Raw genomic sequence first — 15,591 nt, 5'->3', positions numbered from 1 at the left:
ACCAAACCGTGTCTCTTCCGTGGGACCGTGGAGACCTTCCCCGCATACGCCGACCCCATGCGGGCGAATCTGTGGCCTAAGGGCGGTGTCATGGCCTTAGGGCAGCTCACAGAGGGATTGGGGGAATTGAGAATTTTTTGCGGCGGCCACGCCCAGGGACCCCACGCCGTCCGGCGCACGGGCCGTCAGCCCGGATGATCAGCGGACTCCCGCGGGTTCCCGTACGGCTTCGGCCGGCCGCCTGCGGGAGGCCTCCAGCGCGAAGCTGGTGGCCGCGAGCGCGAATCCGACGAGGCCGAGGACGACCCCGACCCACCCCGGCGCGACGTAGCCGAGGCCGCGCGCGATCACCACGCCGCCCAGGGCCGCGCCCAGGCTGTTGGCGACGTTCATGGCCGACTGGTTGACGGCCGCGCCCATCATCTGCGCGCCGGGGGCCACGGCGATGAGGCGGGACTGCATGGCCGGGCCGAGGAACAGGCCGGCCACGCCGATCAGGAAGGCGCCGGCGAACAGCCCGGCGGGCCAGTGGGCGATCAGCGCGAAGATCCCCATGGCGGCGACGAACGCCGGGAACCCGGCCAGCAGGGTGAGGCGCAGGTCGCGGTCGGCGGCCCAGCCCCCCGCGGCGTTGCCGGCGGTCATGCCGAGCCCCACCGCGACGAGCACCCAGGGGACCGCCGACGCCGGCAGCCCCGCGACGTGCGTGGTGACCGGCGCGATGTAGCTGTCGATCGCGAAGAACCCGCCGAAGCCGAGCGCCGCCGTGGCCGCGACCAGCCAGACCTGCGGGGCGCGGAAGGCCCGCAACTCGCTGCGGGCCGACCCGTCCGGATGCGCGGCGACGGCCGGAACGGTGGCCAGGACGGCGAGGAGGGTCACGGCGAACATCGCGGCGATGGCGAGGTAGGCGACCCGCCACCCGGCGTCCTGGCCGAGTCGCGTGATCGCGGGCACGCCCACGACGTTGGCCACGGTGAGGCCGCCGAGCGCGACGGCGAAGCCCTTGCCGTGGCTGCCCGGGCCCATGATCGAGGCGGCGATGAGGCCGGCCGCGCCGAAGTACGCCCCGTGTGGCAGGGCGGCCACGAAGCGGGCGACCAGGACGAGGCCGAACGTCGGCGCGAGGGCCGACGCCACCGTGCCGACGATGAAGATCGCCAGCAGGCCCAGCAGCATCGTCTTGCGGGGGATCCGCGCGGTCAGCGCCGCGAGCGTCGGCGCGCCGACCACGACGCCGAGCGCGTAGACGCTGACGATCCATCCGGCGTGGGCGACGGCCTGCGAGGTGGACTGGGCGTACATCTGGGGGAGCAGGTCGCGGGCGATGTCGGGCAGCAGTCCCATCGCGACGAACTCCGTGAGGCCGATGGCGAACCCACCGAGGGCGAGGGCGAGCAGAGCGGACCGGCGTTGCGCCGGGGTGAGGGGTCTCATGGACAACCTTCGTGATCGATGGAGCGCGGCCCGCGCGCCGTGGGGAGGCGGGCCTGTGGCGCTCGTTTCACCTGCGCCTCAGGGTATAGCAACGGTGTTGCGTAATAGGATGGCGGGGTGGTCAGACCGGCCGATGTGGACTATCTGCGCGACTACAACGACGCGTCCGTCGTCGCCGTCGCCCGACGTGCCGGCGTCTTCGACCGCGCGATGATCGCCTCCGCGACGGGTCTCACGCCCCAGGCGGTGTCCAAGGTCGTCGCGCGGCTGGTCGCCGCGGGCCTGGTGGAGCCGGACGGCGTACGGCGGCACGGCGTCGGCAAACCGGCCAGCGTCTACCGGCTCGTCCCGGACAGCCGTTACGCGATCGGCGCGCACGTGGCCCGCGGTACGCTCCGGATGGTGCTGAGCGACCTCACGGGGCGGGTCCTCCAGACGGTGGCCAGGCCGCTGCCCCCCGACTTCACGCCCGGGCGGCTGCTCGACGAGTTGTCCGCCGGGGTCGGGGCGCTGGCCGGCGAGTGCCGGGCCGGGCGGCTCGTCGGCGTCGGGATCGGCATGGTGGGCCCGCTCGACCACGCGCAGGGCGTGGTGCGCGACGCGCACCGGTTGCGGCACTGGCATGACGTGCCGCTGCGCGAGATGGCGGCGGAACGGCTCGGCCTCCCCGTGCTGCTCGACAAGGACGTCGCGGCCGGCGTCGTGGGGGAGGCGTGGCTCGGCGGCGTGGACGTCCGCGACGCCGCCCTGATCATGGTGGAGTCGGGCATCGGCGCGGGCCTGTGGCTGGGCGGCGGCGTCTACCGGGGGGCGCACACGAACGCGGGCGAGTTCGGGCACATGGTGGTCCAGGTCGACGGGCCGGAGTGCGTCTGCGGCAGGCGCGGCTGCCTGGAGATCCTGCACGACCGGGCGCTCGCCGCGGGAGAGGCCGGGACGGCCGCGCGGGTCCTGGCCGTCGGCGTCGTCAACCTGCTGCAGACGCTGGACGTGGACCACGTCGTGCTGGCCGGCGCCGACCTGCTCCCGCACGCCGCGACCTACCTCGACGTCGTCCGCACGGCCGTCCGCACCGAGGTGCCCCGGGCCGACTGGCTCGCCGTCGAGGTCACCACGTCCAGGCTCGGCACCGACGTGATCGCCGCGGGGGCCGCGATGGAGATGCTCAACGAGCGGTACGGCCTGCCGAGGGAGCCGCGGCCGGGTGAGCGCGTCCCCGGTCCCGGCGCGGCTCGCCCGGGGGGCCGGCCGCCGTCCCGCGCCTGATCAGGCAGGCCACCAGCTGAGGTAGCGCTCCCCGGTGTCCGGGAAGATCGTCACGACCGTCTGGCCGGTCAGGTCCCTGCGGCGGGCGAGCTCGGCGCAGCCGTGGGCGGCCGCCCCGGAGGAGACCCCGACCAGCAGGCCGGTCGTGGCGGCGATGGCCCGGGTCATGGCGGCCGCGTCGTCGTCCGAGACGGTGATGACGTCGTCGATGATGGCGACGTCCGTGACGGGGCTGGTGAACCCGCCGTTGAGACCGGGGATCCGGTGCGGGCCGGGGGAGCCCCCGGACAGCAGGGGAGACCCCTCCGGCTCGACGGCGACGACGCGCAGCCGGGGGTTGCGCTCACGGAGGTAGCGGCCGGTCCCGGTCAGCGTGCCGCCCGTCCCGACCCCGCACACCAGCACGTCGACCCGGCCGCCGGTGGCCTCCCAGATCTCGGGTCCGGTGGTCGTGTAGTGGGCCATGACGTTGGCGGCGTTCTCGTGCTGGCGGGCGTACCAGGACCCGCTCACCTCCGCGTGCAGTTCCCCCGCCCGGTCGACGCAGCCCTGGAAGCCGAGGGCCGCGGCGGTGAACTCGACCCGCGCGCCCAGCATGCGCAGGGTCAGCGTGCGCTCCCGGGACGCGTTGTCCGGCATGACCACGATGCACGGGTACCCCCGGGCGGCGGCCAGCGCCGCGAGGGCGATGCCGGTGTTGCCCGAGGTGGACTCGATCACCGTCGCGCCGGGAGTGAGGGCACCGGACGCCTCGGCCTCCTCGATCATGCGCAGCGCGACCCGGTCCTTGATGCTCGACAAAGGGTTGGCCGCCTCCAGCTTGGCGAGCAGCGTGGTGGTCGGGGGCAGGCCGTCAACGGTGAGGTGGACCAGGGGGGTGTTGCCGATGAGGTCGTCGATGGTGGTCGCGATGTCGCTGGCGATCAGGGGGATCATCCGTACTCCTTTGCGCGGGGCCGTCGTCCCGGTGCCGCTGGGCGTGCGGGAGCCGGCGTGGTGCTGTTCACGGTCCGGGGCCGGTGATCGCGCCGATCACCGGCCCGGCGCCCTCTCAGTTCGCGGCGGCCACCTGCTTCGCGGCCACCAGCAGGTACTCGTGCGAGCGGTTGGTCACCATCGGGTCGTCGTCGCTCACCGGGCGGTCGTAGCAGTGGATCCGCTCGTCGCCCAGAGTCAGATGCCGCCCGAGCACGCGGGCGACGTCCCAGGCCAGCGGGACGAAGGCGCCGGCCAGCCGGCGGTTCTGCACGGCCAGCACCGCCCGCGCGCCGGGACGCATGACCCTCGCCAGGGCGCCGAATGCCTCGTCGAGCGCGCTCAGGTACGCGTCGTAGTCGCGCAGCGCGTAGAACTGACCCTCCACTGTGGAGTGCGTGTCGAGGTTGGTGCCGAAGTACGGCAGGTCCGCCAGGACGAAGTCCACGGACTCGTCGGGCAACGGCGGGGTGCGGGCGTCCGCGCACAGCATCGTCTGGCCGGGGTAGTCCCGCAGACGCCGGCGTGCCTGCTCCGCACGCTCGGGCGAGACCTCCAGGCCGATGCCCGTCCGCGACTCCACCGCGCACGCCACCAGCGTGGTCCCCCAACCGGCGAACGGGTCGAGCACGACGTCGCCCGGCCGGCTCATCTCCACGATCAACGGCCGCACCTGGCTGACCCAGCCGCACTGACCGGCGGCCTCCGGCAGCGCGTACGCGGGGTCCTCTCCCTGCAGGACGTGCCAACTCGATCTGCCCATGGGTTCACAACCCTTCCTGTCGATATCCGTTCACGTGATCGGCTTTCATGGGGCGACGGTCTCGCGGTCGTGCTCCTCCCGGCTCTCGGCGCGCTCCGGCAGGGCAGGCGCGCGCGGATGGACGGCCTGGGCGGGCAGCCGGGGCTCCAGGCGGACCAGCGTCAGGGCCGAGCATCCGACGCACCCCGCGAGCAGGAGCCACATCGCGGTGGGCGACAGGCCCAGCAGCGCGGTCAGCACCGCGGGCGCCAGCGCGATCGGAATGGCCCAGGAGAACTGGTAGACCGCCATGTACCTGCCGCGGGTCTCCTCGGGGGCCGCGCTCGACACCAGCGCGGACAGCGGCGCGCCGTGCAGCATCTCGCCCAGCGTGAACAGCGCCGTCGCGGCGAAGACCCCGGCGAGCTGGACCGGCTGCGCGGGAACCCCGGCCAGTACGGCGAAGGCCGCGAACGACACCGAGAACAGGGCCGCGCCGGTCGCCGCGGTCCGGGTGCGCCGGTACCGGATCAGCCGCCGCGTCACCGGCATCTGGAACAGCGCGATGCCGACGGTGTTGACCGCGTACACCACGCCGACCAGCGACTCGGGCGCGCTCAGCGCCTGGGTGACGTAGACGGGCAGCGCCACCGACAGCACCATGTAGCCGAAGGCCGTCGGCACGTTCTGCAGGGTCAGCACGAGGAACGTCCGGTCGCGCAGGACCAGCCGGTATCCGCCCGTCCGGGGGGTGGCGGCGGCCGTGGCGGGAGGCGGGGCGTCCGCCCGGGGGACGGGGATCGTGCGGAGGATGAGCGCGGCGGCGACGAAGGCGCCCGCGCTGACCAGGACGATGCCCCGGTAGACGCCGTCACTGCCCAGGCCGAGCGCCGCGCCCGCGATGAGGCCGCCCGCGCCGAGGCCCGCGTTGCGCAGGCTGCGCTGTGCTGCCAGAAGCCTGTCCCGGTCCGCGCCCCGCGCGATCGCGGCGACGAACGACTGGATCGACGGGGGATAGGAGCCGTCGCCGAGCGCCACCAGGCCCACCGCGAGGAACATCGCCACCGGCGAGTGCACCAGGGGATAGACCGCGAACCCGGCGGCCCGCACCAGGTAGCCGCCCACGACCACGGCACGGGCGCCGAAGCGGTCGACGAGCACGCCCGCGACGGGATTGCTGACCAGGCTCAGCAGCGCCGCCGCGCTCATGACGACGCCGACCCGCGCGATGGGCAGACCGGTGACGTGGTGGAAGAACAGCAGGGACAGAGGCAGGTACATGCCGCTGCCGGTGGCGTCGATCACCATCCCGGCCATGTACCGCACCCGGGCCGGCGGGCGCCTCACGACGGCACCGCCTCGACCCGTACCTGCTCCTCCAGCCGCGCGCCGAGCGAGCGCAGCCTGCGCTCGCACTCCGTGCGCGAGGGGCCCGAGGCGACGGCGACGGTCAGGAAGTCGGCCGATCCCGCGGCGGGCGGCACCACCTGACCCGTACGGGCGAACAGCCAGAAGTGCTCCACCCAGGGCTCCCGCGGGACGTCGGGCAGCGAGTGGATCAGCCCGGGCCGCTTCATCATCAGCACCTGACCGGCCATGCGGGCCGGCATCGGACGTCCTCCGGAGCGCGTGAGCCCCTCCACCTCGGGCAGCGGCAGCCCGAGCTGGGCCCGGATCGAGCACTCGGCCAGGTTGACCCCGAACAGCGTGTGGAAGACCTCCCGGATCTTCCCGCCGCCCGACCGGCAGGCGATCTCGCACAGCACCAGGCGGTCGTCGGGGGTGTGGAAGATCTCCGCGTGGAACGCGTGGTCGAGCAGACGGCCGCCTGGCGGCCGCAGCGCCGCGAGCGCCTGGTCGGTCATCTCCAGCAGGCGTCCGGTGAGGGGGTCGTCCGGGTCGAGCGCCAGGTCGACGCGCGACCCGGGATCGGAGCCGAAGGAGGCGAGCTCGTACTGGTACTGCGAGGGCCAGGCCAGCACGGTCTCGCCGTTCACCACGAGCCCGTCGACGTGGCACATGCGGCCGGGCACGTACGCCTCCAGCAGCAGGTCGTCCCGCGGCGAGCCGTACGCCTCGGCGAGGAAGGCCGTCAGCGCGTCGCGGTCGCGCAGGATGCGCAGGCCGATGGAGTTGAAGCCGGTCCTGTTCTTGAACACCAGGGGGAACCCGTGGAGGGCGGCGAAGTCCAGCACGTCCCGCGCGGTCTCCGGCACGGTGTGCGGCGCGACCTCCACCCCGGCCCGCGCCGCGAGCTCCTTCATCACGGCCTTGTCCCGGAACGGCAGCACGTCGGCGGCCCGTGCGCCGGGCAGCCCGAGCCGCTCGCGCAGCGTGGCCACCCGCAGGACGTCGGCCTCGTGCTCCCCGATCAGGTGCGTGGTGCCGTACTCGGCGGCGAGCCGGACCACCCGCTCGCTCATCCGCTCGTCGTCGTCGAAGGTCTCCAGGCGCGTGTAGCCGAGGTCGCCCACCGGCACCTGCTCGCCGAACGGCTCGAACCGGTCGCGGGCGGCGAGGATCACCACCGGACCCCGGTAGTCGTGCAGCCAGCGCTGGTAGGGGAACGGCTCCAGCGGGTTCCTGTGCACGATGAGGACGCTCATGACTTCTCCTCTCCCGGCCGCCGGGGGTCGCCCGCGCCGCTGTGCCTGCCGATGCGCCCGCTCATGCCCGCGCCCCCGCCGGCGAGCCGGCCTCGGCCGCGTGCGCGAACCAGGTGCGGCCGTCCTCGCCCGCCACCCGGATCCGGACGGCCTCCTCGATGACCTCGGCGCCGCGCCGGATCGCCGCGGTCGTGTCCGGCCCGATGACCGCCACCAGGCCGAGGCGGTCCCAGTTGTCGCGCACCGCGTGCACGGTGTCGCCGGGCTTGGCGGTGATGCGCACGTCCAGCACGCCGTCCCGCGCCGCGGCGTCGGGGCCGCCCTCGACCGACTCGACCCGTCCCGGCTCGCTCACCAGGGACCGCACACACGCCCCCGCGTACGCCTCGGGACGGTCGGGCAGCTCGGCGACCAGCCGGAACGGCCAGCCCAGCGCGTACTCGGTCAGGTCGACGCCGTACGCGCCGCGCACCAGCTCCGGGATCAGGTCCCCGGCGATGCGGTTGTGGCTCTCGATGATCACCGGGCCGCGGGCGGCGAGCCGCACCTCGGTGTGCGAGACGCCGTCGCGCAGCCCGATCTGGTCGAGGAAGCGGCCCACGCTCGCGCGGATCCGCTCCTGCTCCGGCTCGTCCAGCCGGGCGGGCACCGCGTGGCCGAGCTCCGCGAAGCTGTCGTGGTGCCCGAACTTCTCGGTGATCGCCACGACGACGTGCCGGCCCGCGAAGCTGAACGCCTCGACGCTGAACTCCGGTCCCTCGACGTACTCCTCCATGAGGAAGTCCTGCAGGAGGTACATGGTCGAGACCCGGTCGGTCCGCGTGCCCCGCAGGCGCTCCACCGTCTCCCACGCGTGTTGCGCGTCGTCGGGCCCGCCGACCCGCAGCACGCCGATGCTGGCGGTCGCGTCGGTCGGCTTGACGATGAACGGGTACCCGTGCGCGGCGGCGAAGACGTCCAGGTCCTCGCGCCGCGCGAGCGGCGCGGCGGCCACCGCGGACGGGTCGAGCCCGGCCAGGTGCCGGCGCATGGCCAGTTTGTCGCGGAGCCTGCGGGTGACCGCGTACCCGGTGCCGTCCAGCCCGAACAGGTCGTTGATCCGTCCCGCGTTCTCGAGGCCCGGTTCGGTGATGGAGAGCGCGACGCGGAACCCCGGCTCCTCCCGCAGCGACCGCGCGACCGGCTCGACGGCCGCCCAGTCGGTGTAGTCCAGGACGCGCAGGACGTCGGCCAGCTCCTCCTGCTCGGCGGTGACCTTGGTGGGGTGCTGCAGCAGCAGGACGCGCAGGCCGAGCTCCTTGGCCTTGCGGACCGTCTCGTCGGTGGCGCCGACTATCAGGACCGTGCTGTCCGGATCCATCGATCCTCTCCTTTCGTCAGGGGACGGGACGGGCGGGCGGGGACGGCGGGGCGACACGGTCGCCGTCGGGGCGCAGACGTGCGCGCCGGCGGGCACGTCCGCGAGGACGAGCGCCCGCGCCCCGACGACGGCGTCGTCTCCCACGTGCACGGGGCCGAGAACGGTCGCGCCGACGCCGAGCACCACGCGGGACCCGATCACCGGGTGCCGTCGATCCCCCTCGGGACGCAGGTTGTCGCGCCACCAGCCGAGCGCCCCCAGCGTCACCTGGTGATAGACGGTCACGTCGTCGCCGACGACCGCGGTCTCCCCGATGACCACGGCCGCGCCGTGGTCGACGAAGACCCTGCGGCCGAGCACCGCGCCCGGGTGGATCTCCACACCGGTGATCGCGCGCGCGAGGACCATCAGCAGCCTGGCCGGCAGCCGCCGTCCGCGCCGGTGGAGCAGGTGGGCGGCCCGGTGCAGCCACAGCGCCGGGAGAACCGGGTGCAGCAGCGCCTCCCGCCGGCTGCGGACGGACGGGTCCCGCTCGACGACTGTCCGCAGGTCCTCGGCCAGGAGGCCCAGCAGCCCCTCCGGCCGTTCTCCGCGCGGCATCGCCGCTTCGCCGTCGCCGTTCATCAGTAGTTCGGCGTTTTGCGGAGCAGGTGCGCGCGTTCGACGATCTCCGGCTGGTAGACCCGCGGGTCCCACTCATCGGCCGGGACCGGTTCCAGGGCGATCGACACGATGCCCCCGTCGCATCCGAAGGCGTTCTGCACGGCCTCGGTCAGCGTGGCGACCAGCGCGGCCTCCTGTTCGCCGGACAACGGCACCGGAAAATACTTGATGTTCACGTGCGGCATCTTCGTCTCCTCGTATTCGTTCCGGGGCGTGCGGCGTCGCCGCCGGGACCCGGTTCCGGTGAAAAGTCCGGGACGTGCCGGAGGCGCGCCGGAACCGCGCGGGATCGGCCGCGTGGAAATGTTGGAGTGAATCGAATTCGAGATCGGCGGCGACGGACGCCCCGGGATTGACGTCCGTGGCGGTTCGTCACGCCGTCGTCGCCGGCGAGGCGTCCGCCCACGGGGTTCACCACGACGTCCCGGCGAGGTCCCGGGCGGGCTCCGGACGCTGCCGCCGGTGAGAGATCGCCTGCGTGGGGGCGGTGTTGACGGTTCGCCGCCGGCGGGACGGTCACCCGGCGGGGAGGCGAGCGGCGGGCGGTCGGCCGACCGCCTGCCCGTAGGGCCGGGAGACCCGGCCCGAGAATGAACGCGTGCCAAAAGGATGTGCTCAGAACATGTGCGGTCCTCCGGCTGGACTCCTTTCATGGCCCGGATATCCGTGCCTTCTTCCGGATGGCCGAATATGGGACCGTGTCTTCACTTATTGGTAAGCGTGCAGTACCGTAGAACGCTCGGTCAACCCCTATCCTCTTCACCCTCGACCTCGCATGAGCGAATGCCGAACCCGTTTTCCAAGAGCTCTCCGAGTGAAAGACGGGTTCGGTCCATGTGACTCACTGGTGGATCACCAGAGGCCGCTGCGAGGCTCCGTGACCGGTAGCGAAAACCGCGTCACAGGAGACATTCACATGCGAAAGAAGGCACTGGGCGTCGCCGCGCTGCGAAGTTCATGCCGTACACGGTGCCGATGAGGGTGGGGGCGAAGAGGATCGCCGCCCACGCGGATATCTTCTTGATCTCCTCGTTCTGGGCGTAGCTGGCCTCGGTCAGCCGCTTGACCTCCTCGTTCTGCGTCTGCCCGATCAGGGCCGCCTTGATCGTGAGGGCGGTCTGGAAGAACTCGATCACCCCTTGCAGGTACTCCCGTTCGCCGTCGGCCACCCTGCGGATCCGGTCGAACCGGTCGGCGGTCTCGGCCACGAGACGCTGCCCGTCGGGGGAGATCCGGGCGAGCCCGGCCATGCCTCCGTAGATCGCGCTGCTCAGCGCGCTCATGGTGCGCACGGTGAGCAGGCCGTGGCGGGTGCGGAACAGCTCGTCGAGGAACTCCTCGGGGTCGCCGGCGTCCCCGCCGACGACGAACACGTGGTCGCGGTAGGCGTGCATCTTCGGCACCCGGTTGCGCTCGACGCAGTCCTTGACCGCCATCGGATGGAAGCCGAACACGTCCGAGAGCACCCGCGCGGCCTCGTCGTCACAGGTGGCGATGTCCACCCACACCAGGCCGTCCTGCCGGTCGAGCAGCGCCGCGAGCTCCTCGGCGGGACGCTCCTCGACCCCCTCGTCGTCGATCAGGCGAACGTCCATCTGGGTTCCTTCGAGAGATCCGGCCGCTGTGCCCGGGGGTCTCGTGGTGACGTACCCGTGCGGAGTCGGTGTCGATCGCGCTGCCGGTGGTCCTGGAGACGCTCACCCCGGGCGAGACGAGATCGCCCAGGCCGGCGCGCCGCTCACCGGGGGAGCATGTCCGGGGTGTCGTCCTCGACCAGGAAGCCTCCGGACTGGTGATGCCAGAGCCGGGCGTACGAGCCTTGGGCCCGGAGCAGTTCGCTGTGGGTGCCCTGCTCGACGACGCGTCCCCGGTTGAGCACGACGAGCCGGTCCATGCGGACGACGGTGCTCAGGCGGTGGGCGACCACGAGCGCGGTGCGGTCCTGCATGAGGCGCCACAGGGCTTCCTGGACGAGGATCTCGCTCTCGGAGTCCAGGGCGCTGGTCGCCTCGTCCAGCAGCAGGATGGGGGCGTCGCGCAGGATGGCGCGCGCGAGCGCGATGCGCTGCCGCTGGCCGCCGGAGAGCTTGACGCCCCGCTCGCCGACCAGGGTGTCGAACCCGTCCGGCAGCGACTCGACGAACTCCGTGACATGCGCCGCCCGCGCCGCCCGGAGAATCTCGGCGTCGGTGGCGCCCGGCCGGGCGAACGCGAGGTTGTCGCGTACGGACCGGTGGAACATGGCGGGTTCCTGCGGCACGTAGGCGATGAGCCCGCGCAGGTCGGCCTGACGCAGCCGGGCGATGTCCTGGCCGCCGATCAGGATCCTGCCTCCGTCCACGTCCATCAGGCGCAGGAGCAGCCGGGTGAGGGTGCTCTTGCCGCCGCCCGACTGGCCGACCAGCCCGACCTTGGCGCCGCTGGGGATGTCCAGGTCCAGGTCCTCGAACAGGGGCCGGCCGTCGGCGTACGCGAACGTCACCCGCTCGAAGCGGACGCTCGCGTCGGCCGGGCGCAGCGGCTGCGGCTCGGCCGGGTCCACCAGGGCCGGCGGCACGAGAAGCAGCTCGGTGAACTGGGCCGCCTCGGTGAGCACGCTCTCGATGCGCCGGTAGATCTGGTTGAACTCGAACATGATGCCGATCGCGTTCGTGTAGTAGGTGAACGTCACCACGATGGCCTCCACGCCGAGGCCTCCGCGCAGCGCCACGGCGAGGAGCAGGCCCACGGAGCTGGTGAGCACCGACAGCGGGGCGACGACGGTGTCCACCTTGAGGTTGCCGTAATCCCACGAGAGCAGGGACAACCTGCGCTGCTCGGCGATCCTGGCCCGATACTCGGCGGCCTCGCGCTCCTCGGCGGCGAACGAGCGGACCGTGTCCATGTTGGCCAGCACGTCGGCGACGTGACCCGACACCTGTACTCTGGCGGCCTCGCGTGCGTCGACCAGCGCCTGACGGCGGCGGATGAGCGGGGCGACGAGAAACCCGGTGACGACGATGAGGCCCACCAGAACGAGGACCAGCAGCGGGTGGTATCGCCACAGCACCACCGAGGCGAAGGCCAGGGGCACCAGCTTGGCGATGATCGAGAACGTGAGCGTGTCGGCGAACTCCTCGAACCTGGAGGAGAAGCCGATCACCCGCTTGGTCAGCGAGCCGGCGAAGTTGTCGTGGAAGAACGCGGCGTCCTTGGCCAGCAGTTCGTCCATGCCCACCACGCCGAGCCGCTCGATGCCCCGGGCGTCGGTGCGGTTCAGGAAGTGCAGCCCCACCCGCCACAGCACCTCACCGGTCAGCAGCGTCGCGCCGAACCCGAGCACGTACGGCAGGAGCGCACTGACGGTGCCGTCCCCGCCGCCGGACAGATCCCCCACGAGCCCGGCCACCGCCAGCGGCGCCAGGTAGAACAGGCAGATGTTGCCTATCGCCGGCAACATCAGCGCCGGCACCGCGACCCGCCATTGGCGCTTCAGCTCATCGCAGTAGTAGCGCAGCGCCAGCAGAACGGCTGATTTCCGTACGGATGGGCTTTCTTGCGCATTATCGACCGATACGAGCGCAGTCATCAGCCCTCCCCAACACCGACGCCGCCCGGGCCATGCTGCCTCAGCGGGTCACGGAGGTGCGAGCGATTTTCCGGCCGCCGGAACTGCTCACGAGAGCGGGAAAACGACGCGTCCGAGCCGTTTCACGACGCGGCGGTGGACAGCCCGACGACGTCGGCACCGCTTTCCTTGAGTCGGTCGAAACGTGCTGTCGCCGTACGGTCGGCCGGATTCGCGATTCGCAGTGCAGCGATTTGACGATCGTCACAGGAAAGGACTTCGCGACAGTGGGCTTCGAAGGCCCGGTTGCAGCACGACGCCGCGTCCGCGTTCTCGGGAGGGCGGGCCGGATCGGCCGGCGGGCGGTGCTCGCATGCCGGACGGCGCGGCCGTGGGCTCGCCTCCCCGGACGGCGGTTCACATGCCGGGGACGGCCCGGATCACGGCGGTGGCGGTGGCGACCGCCACCGTCCTGCCCTGGGCGTCGAGGAGCTCCCCGGCCAGGTGGCAGACCTCGGCCCCCCGGTGCACCACCCGCCCCCTTCCGAGGAGGCGCCCCGGGCGGGCGGGGCGGACGAACTGCACGTGGAGGTCGAGGGTCGGCGCGAACCGCCCCGGCGGCAGGGTCGCCACCAGCGCGGGCCCCATCGTGTAGTCCAGCATCGCCGCGAGGAAACCGCCCTGGATCACGCCGGCGGGGTTGAGGAACGACTCGCCGGCCGAGAAGGCGACCTCGATGGTTCCCCGTTCGGGGTCGATCGCGACCAGTTCCCAGCCCAGCGTCGCGGCCGCCGGCGGCGGCGCCGCGCGCCCCGCCAGCACGTCCCAGAACAGTCCTCGCCTGCCGGTGTCCACACCCGCATCCAAGCAGCCGCCACCGACATTCCCGGCACCTCGGGAGTGCGCGGCATGCCGGTGGGCCGGAGCTCGCCCGCTCCGGCCCACCGGTCGCGGCGGTGCCGCCGCGCTGTTCCGCCCTGCCGGTTCTACGACGCGGCCGGGTAGTCCACGACGTACACCGGCGAACCGACCTTGGTCGTGTCGGCCGCGGCGCCCACGCCGTTCACGACGTGGTCGATGACGCCGGCGCTGAGGTTGACCGTCATGATGTGGTGCAGCTTCACGCCCGGGGTCTGCGGGACCTCGAAGCCGTTCTCGGTGTGGATCGACGGGTTGTTCTGGTTGAACACGTAGACGCCGCCGCCGTAGAGGTTGTGCGTCCGCACCCGGTCGCCCACCTTGTAGCCGGCGTAGCCCTCGACCGTGCCGTTCATCCAGTCGGCCTGTGTCGGCGGGTCGTACGGCAGCTCGTTCTGGTAGAGGATCGTCGTGCCGTCGTCGCCGTTCCACACGGTGTTGTACCGCTGGAAGTGCTCGACGAACAGGCCCGTCGCCGTGACGTGGTCGCCGTTGATGACGGCGCCGTAGCGGCCGATGTTGGTGTTCCAGCGCTGGGTGTCGGTGAAGCCCTCGACGCCGTGGTCCGCGCGCCACACCCAGGTGTGGTCGATGATCACGTTGTCGCTGTTCACCTCGAGGGCGGTGCCGGCCTTGCCGACGTGCGGGCCGCCGACGCGGAAGTACACGTCGGACAGGGTCGTCGGGTCGTCCGCCCGGCTCCGGCCGCCGCCGTGCCCCTTGCCCACGCGGAGCAGGACCGGCGACTCCTTCAGGCCCGCGTCGATCGTGACGCCGGCGACGATCGCGCCGGGGACGTCGGCGACGTCGAGCGGGATCGCGCCGTTGACCGCCGTGAGCGTGGCGTGGCCGATGCCGAGGACCACCGTGTCGGGGCGCTTGACCTCGATGCTGCGCGCCACGTCGTAGACGCCGGGCGTGAGCAGCAGGTTCTTGCCGCGCGCGAGCTGGCTGTTGATGACCTGCACCGAGTCGGACGGCTTCGCCACGAAGAAGTCGGAGATCGGCACGGTGCGGCCCGGTGTGAGGCCGCCGGCCCAGGAGACGCCGCGGGAGTTCCGCTGGGCGGCGGGCACGCGGACGTTGTACCGGCCCTGTGCGTCCAGGAACAGGTACGGCTTCTCCCGGCTGGCGGGAGTGGCGTCCAGGGTCGTGTAGGGCGGGCTGGGGAAGCCGGCCTCGCTCGGAGCGCCGACGACACCGGAGAAGACCTGGTTCCACACGCCGTTGGACCAGCCGGCGATCTCGCTGTTGCGGGTCAGCCACTGCTGCTGCGACCCGCTGGTGACGGACGGCAGCCTGGAGTCGGCGATGAAGCCGCCGCTGGCGTACTGCGGACCGGCGGTGCAGTAGTCCATCAGCGACAGGCCGCCGCCGGTGACGTTGAGCCGGCGCATGGACACGGCCTGGGAGACGGCCCAGAAGTCCGCCGACGCCCGGCAGCCGTCCTGCCCGGCCGCGTCGATGGCGAGCGACAGGTTGGACAGGGTGCGCCAGAAGTTGACGAGCGCGAGGCAGTTGCTCGTGCCGCCGTTGTCCAGGCACCGGTTGTAGACCTCGACCTTGCCGTTGATCACGACGTCGGTGGGCGAGGCGCCCAGGCCGGCGATCTCCGTGTAGTAGCCGACCTTGATCTGGAGCGGGTGGTCCGCGGTGCCGTACGTGCCCGGCTTGAAGAAGAAGGCGTAGCGGTCGGTGCCCATCTCGTTGTCGACCTGGGCGGTGTGCGCGGCGTCGAGCTTCGCCTGGATGTCGCCGACGGGCATGGTCGGGTCGAAGACGGTGACGTTCGGTCCGAGGTCGACGCCGGCGTGGGTGGGCGAGGCCGCGACCGCGGCCGTCCCCGCCGTCAGGACGGCGGTCGTCAGCACGAGGCCGAGCGTCACCGCCCGCCCTGTCCGCCGGCGGAGGGAGCGCCGCCTCAGGGGACTCTCAGTGCCAGGAAACTGGCTGGTCATACGGTTCGTCCTTTCATCGGGCGTGCAGCGCTGCCTGGCCGGAGCCTCCTGGTGCCGATGCGGCTCACGATTGACATCGACCTGCCTCTCGAGGGGGATGGGCGGCTGGACGCCACCGG

General features: G+C 72.3%; 12 protein-coding genes. 1 reads left to right on the top strand and 11 read right to left on the bottom strand.

Annotation, left to right across the window (positions count from 1 at the left end; genetic code table 11):
- Positions 1-198: 198 nt before the first annotated feature.
- Complete coding sequence (locus tag MPTA5024_RS06455; protein WP_036320744.1) at positions 199-1,437, bottom strand: MFS transporter; 1,239 nt, start codon at positions 1,435-1,437, stop codon at positions 199-201.
- A 117-nt stretch (positions 1,438-1,554) separates the two neighbouring features.
- On the opposite strand from MPTA5024_RS06455, the gene MPTA5024_RS06450 reads away from it, so the two are divergent.
- Positions 1,555-2,703 carry an ROK family transcriptional regulator gene (locus MPTA5024_RS06450; protein WP_084369454.1) on the top strand — a complete coding sequence of 383 codons (1,149 nt, stop codon included), beginning with the start codon at positions 1,555-1,557 and terminating at the stop codon, positions 2,701-2,703.
- Here the strand turns inward: MPTA5024_RS06450 and MPTA5024_RS06445 are convergent, their stop codons facing one another.
- The 10 genes from MPTA5024_RS06445 to MPTA5024_RS06395 all read right to left on the bottom strand — a co-directional run bounded on the left by MPTA5024_RS06445 (position 2,704) and on the right by MPTA5024_RS06395 (position 15,385).
- Positions 2,704-3,639 carry a PLP-dependent cysteine synthase family protein gene (locus MPTA5024_RS06445; RefSeq protein ID WP_036320742.1) on the bottom strand — a complete coding sequence of 312 codons (936 nt, stop codon included), beginning with the start codon at positions 3,637-3,639 and terminating at the stop codon, positions 2,704-2,706.
- A 115-nt stretch (positions 3,640-3,754) separates the two neighbouring features.
- The gene (locus MPTA5024_RS06440; protein ID WP_051457769.1) at positions 3,755-4,441 is read right to left on the bottom strand and encodes a TRM11 family SAM-dependent methyltransferase; all 687 of its coding nucleotides are present in this window, start codon (positions 4,439-4,441) and stop codon (positions 3,755-3,757) included.
- Between the two features lie 45 nt (positions 4,442-4,486).
- Entirely contained in the window at positions 4,487-5,767 is a 1,281-nt protein-coding gene (locus MPTA5024_RS06435) for an MFS transporter (RefSeq protein ID WP_198166973.1), read from the bottom strand.
- Positions 5,764-7,026, bottom strand: a complete 1,263-nt coding sequence (locus tag MPTA5024_RS06430; RefSeq protein WP_036320739.1) for an ATP-binding protein — start codon at positions 7,024-7,026, stop codon at positions 5,764-5,766. The genes MPTA5024_RS06435 and MPTA5024_RS06430 overlap by 4 nt, the downstream gene beginning before the upstream one ends.
- A 61-nt stretch (positions 7,027-7,087) precedes the next feature.
- Positions 7,088-8,986, bottom strand: a complete 1,899-nt coding sequence (gene epsC, locus MPTA5024_RS06425; protein WP_198166972.1) for a serine O-acetyltransferase EpsC — start codon at positions 8,984-8,986, stop codon at positions 7,088-7,090.
- A gap of 23 nt (positions 8,987-9,009) precedes the next feature.
- A complete protein-coding gene (locus tag MPTA5024_RS06415; RefSeq protein ID WP_036320736.1) occupies positions 9,010-9,234 on the bottom strand; it encodes a tautomerase family protein in 225 nt (74 codons plus the stop codon).
- Positions 9,235-9,948: 714 nt separating this feature from the next.
- The gene (locus tag MPTA5024_RS06410) at positions 9,949-10,644 is read right to left on the bottom strand and encodes a CorA family divalent cation transporter (RefSeq protein WP_051457768.1); all 696 of its coding nucleotides are present in this window, start codon (positions 10,642-10,644) and stop codon (positions 9,949-9,951) included.
- 143 nt (positions 10,645-10,787) lie between these two features.
- Positions 10,788-12,617, bottom strand: a complete 1,830-nt coding sequence (locus MPTA5024_RS06405) for an ABC transporter ATP-binding protein (RefSeq protein WP_051457767.1) — start codon at positions 12,615-12,617, stop codon at positions 10,788-10,790.
- A gap of 396 nt (positions 12,618-13,013) precedes the next feature.
- On the bottom strand, positions 13,014-13,451 hold the full coding sequence (locus MPTA5024_RS06400) for a PaaI family thioesterase (protein ID WP_036320734.1): 438 nt from the start codon (positions 13,449-13,451) through the stop codon (positions 13,014-13,016).
- 131 nt (positions 13,452-13,582) lie between these two features.
- Positions 13,583-15,385, bottom strand: coding sequence for an adenylyl cyclase (locus MPTA5024_RS06395; protein ID WP_232326241.1), 1,803 nt, complete (start codon positions 15,383-15,385; stop codon positions 13,583-13,585).
- Positions 15,386-15,591 lie beyond the last annotated feature (206 nt).

The sequence above is a fragment of the Microbispora sp. ATCC PTA-5024 genome, from assembly GCF_000511135.2.
GTDB lineage: Bacteria > Actinomycetota > Actinomycetes > Streptosporangiales > Streptosporangiaceae > Microbispora > Microbispora corallina.
The sequence above is the reverse complement of the archived record's forward strand: the minus strand, read 5'-3'. Positions and strand labels throughout refer to the sequence as shown.

Excerpts from the sequence above, each read along its gene's own strand:
- MPTA5024_RS06455 (WP_036320744.1), bottom strand. The coding sequence starts at position 1,437 with ATGAGACCCCTCACCCCGGCGCAACGCCGGTCCGCTCTGCTCGCCCTC.
- MPTA5024_RS06445 (WP_036320742.1), bottom strand. The coding sequence starts at position 3,639 with ATGATCCCCCTGATCGCCAGCGACATCGCGACCACCATCGACGACCTC.
- MPTA5024_RS06440 (WP_051457769.1), bottom strand. The coding sequence starts at position 4,441 with ATGGGCAGATCGAGTTGGCACGTCCTGCAGGGAGAGGACCCCGCGTAC.
- MPTA5024_RS06430 (WP_036320739.1), bottom strand. The coding sequence starts at position 7,026 with ATGAGCGTCCTCATCGTGCACAGGAACCCGCTGGAGCCGTTCCCCTAC.
- epsC (WP_198166972.1), bottom strand. The coding sequence starts at position 8,986 with ATGCCGCGCGGAGAACGGCCGGAGGGGCTGCTGGGCCTCCTGGCCGAG.
- MPTA5024_RS06415 (WP_036320736.1), bottom strand. The coding sequence starts at position 9,234 with ATGCCGCACGTGAACATCAAGTATTTTCCGGTGCCGTTGTCCGGCGAA.
- MPTA5024_RS06410 (WP_051457768.1), bottom strand. The coding sequence starts at position 10,644 with ATGGACGTTCGCCTGATCGACGACGAGGGGGTCGAGGAGCGTCCCGCC.
- MPTA5024_RS06405 (WP_051457767.1), bottom strand. The coding sequence starts at position 12,617 with ATGACTGCGCTCGTATCGGTCGATAATGCGCAAGAAAGCCCATCCGTA.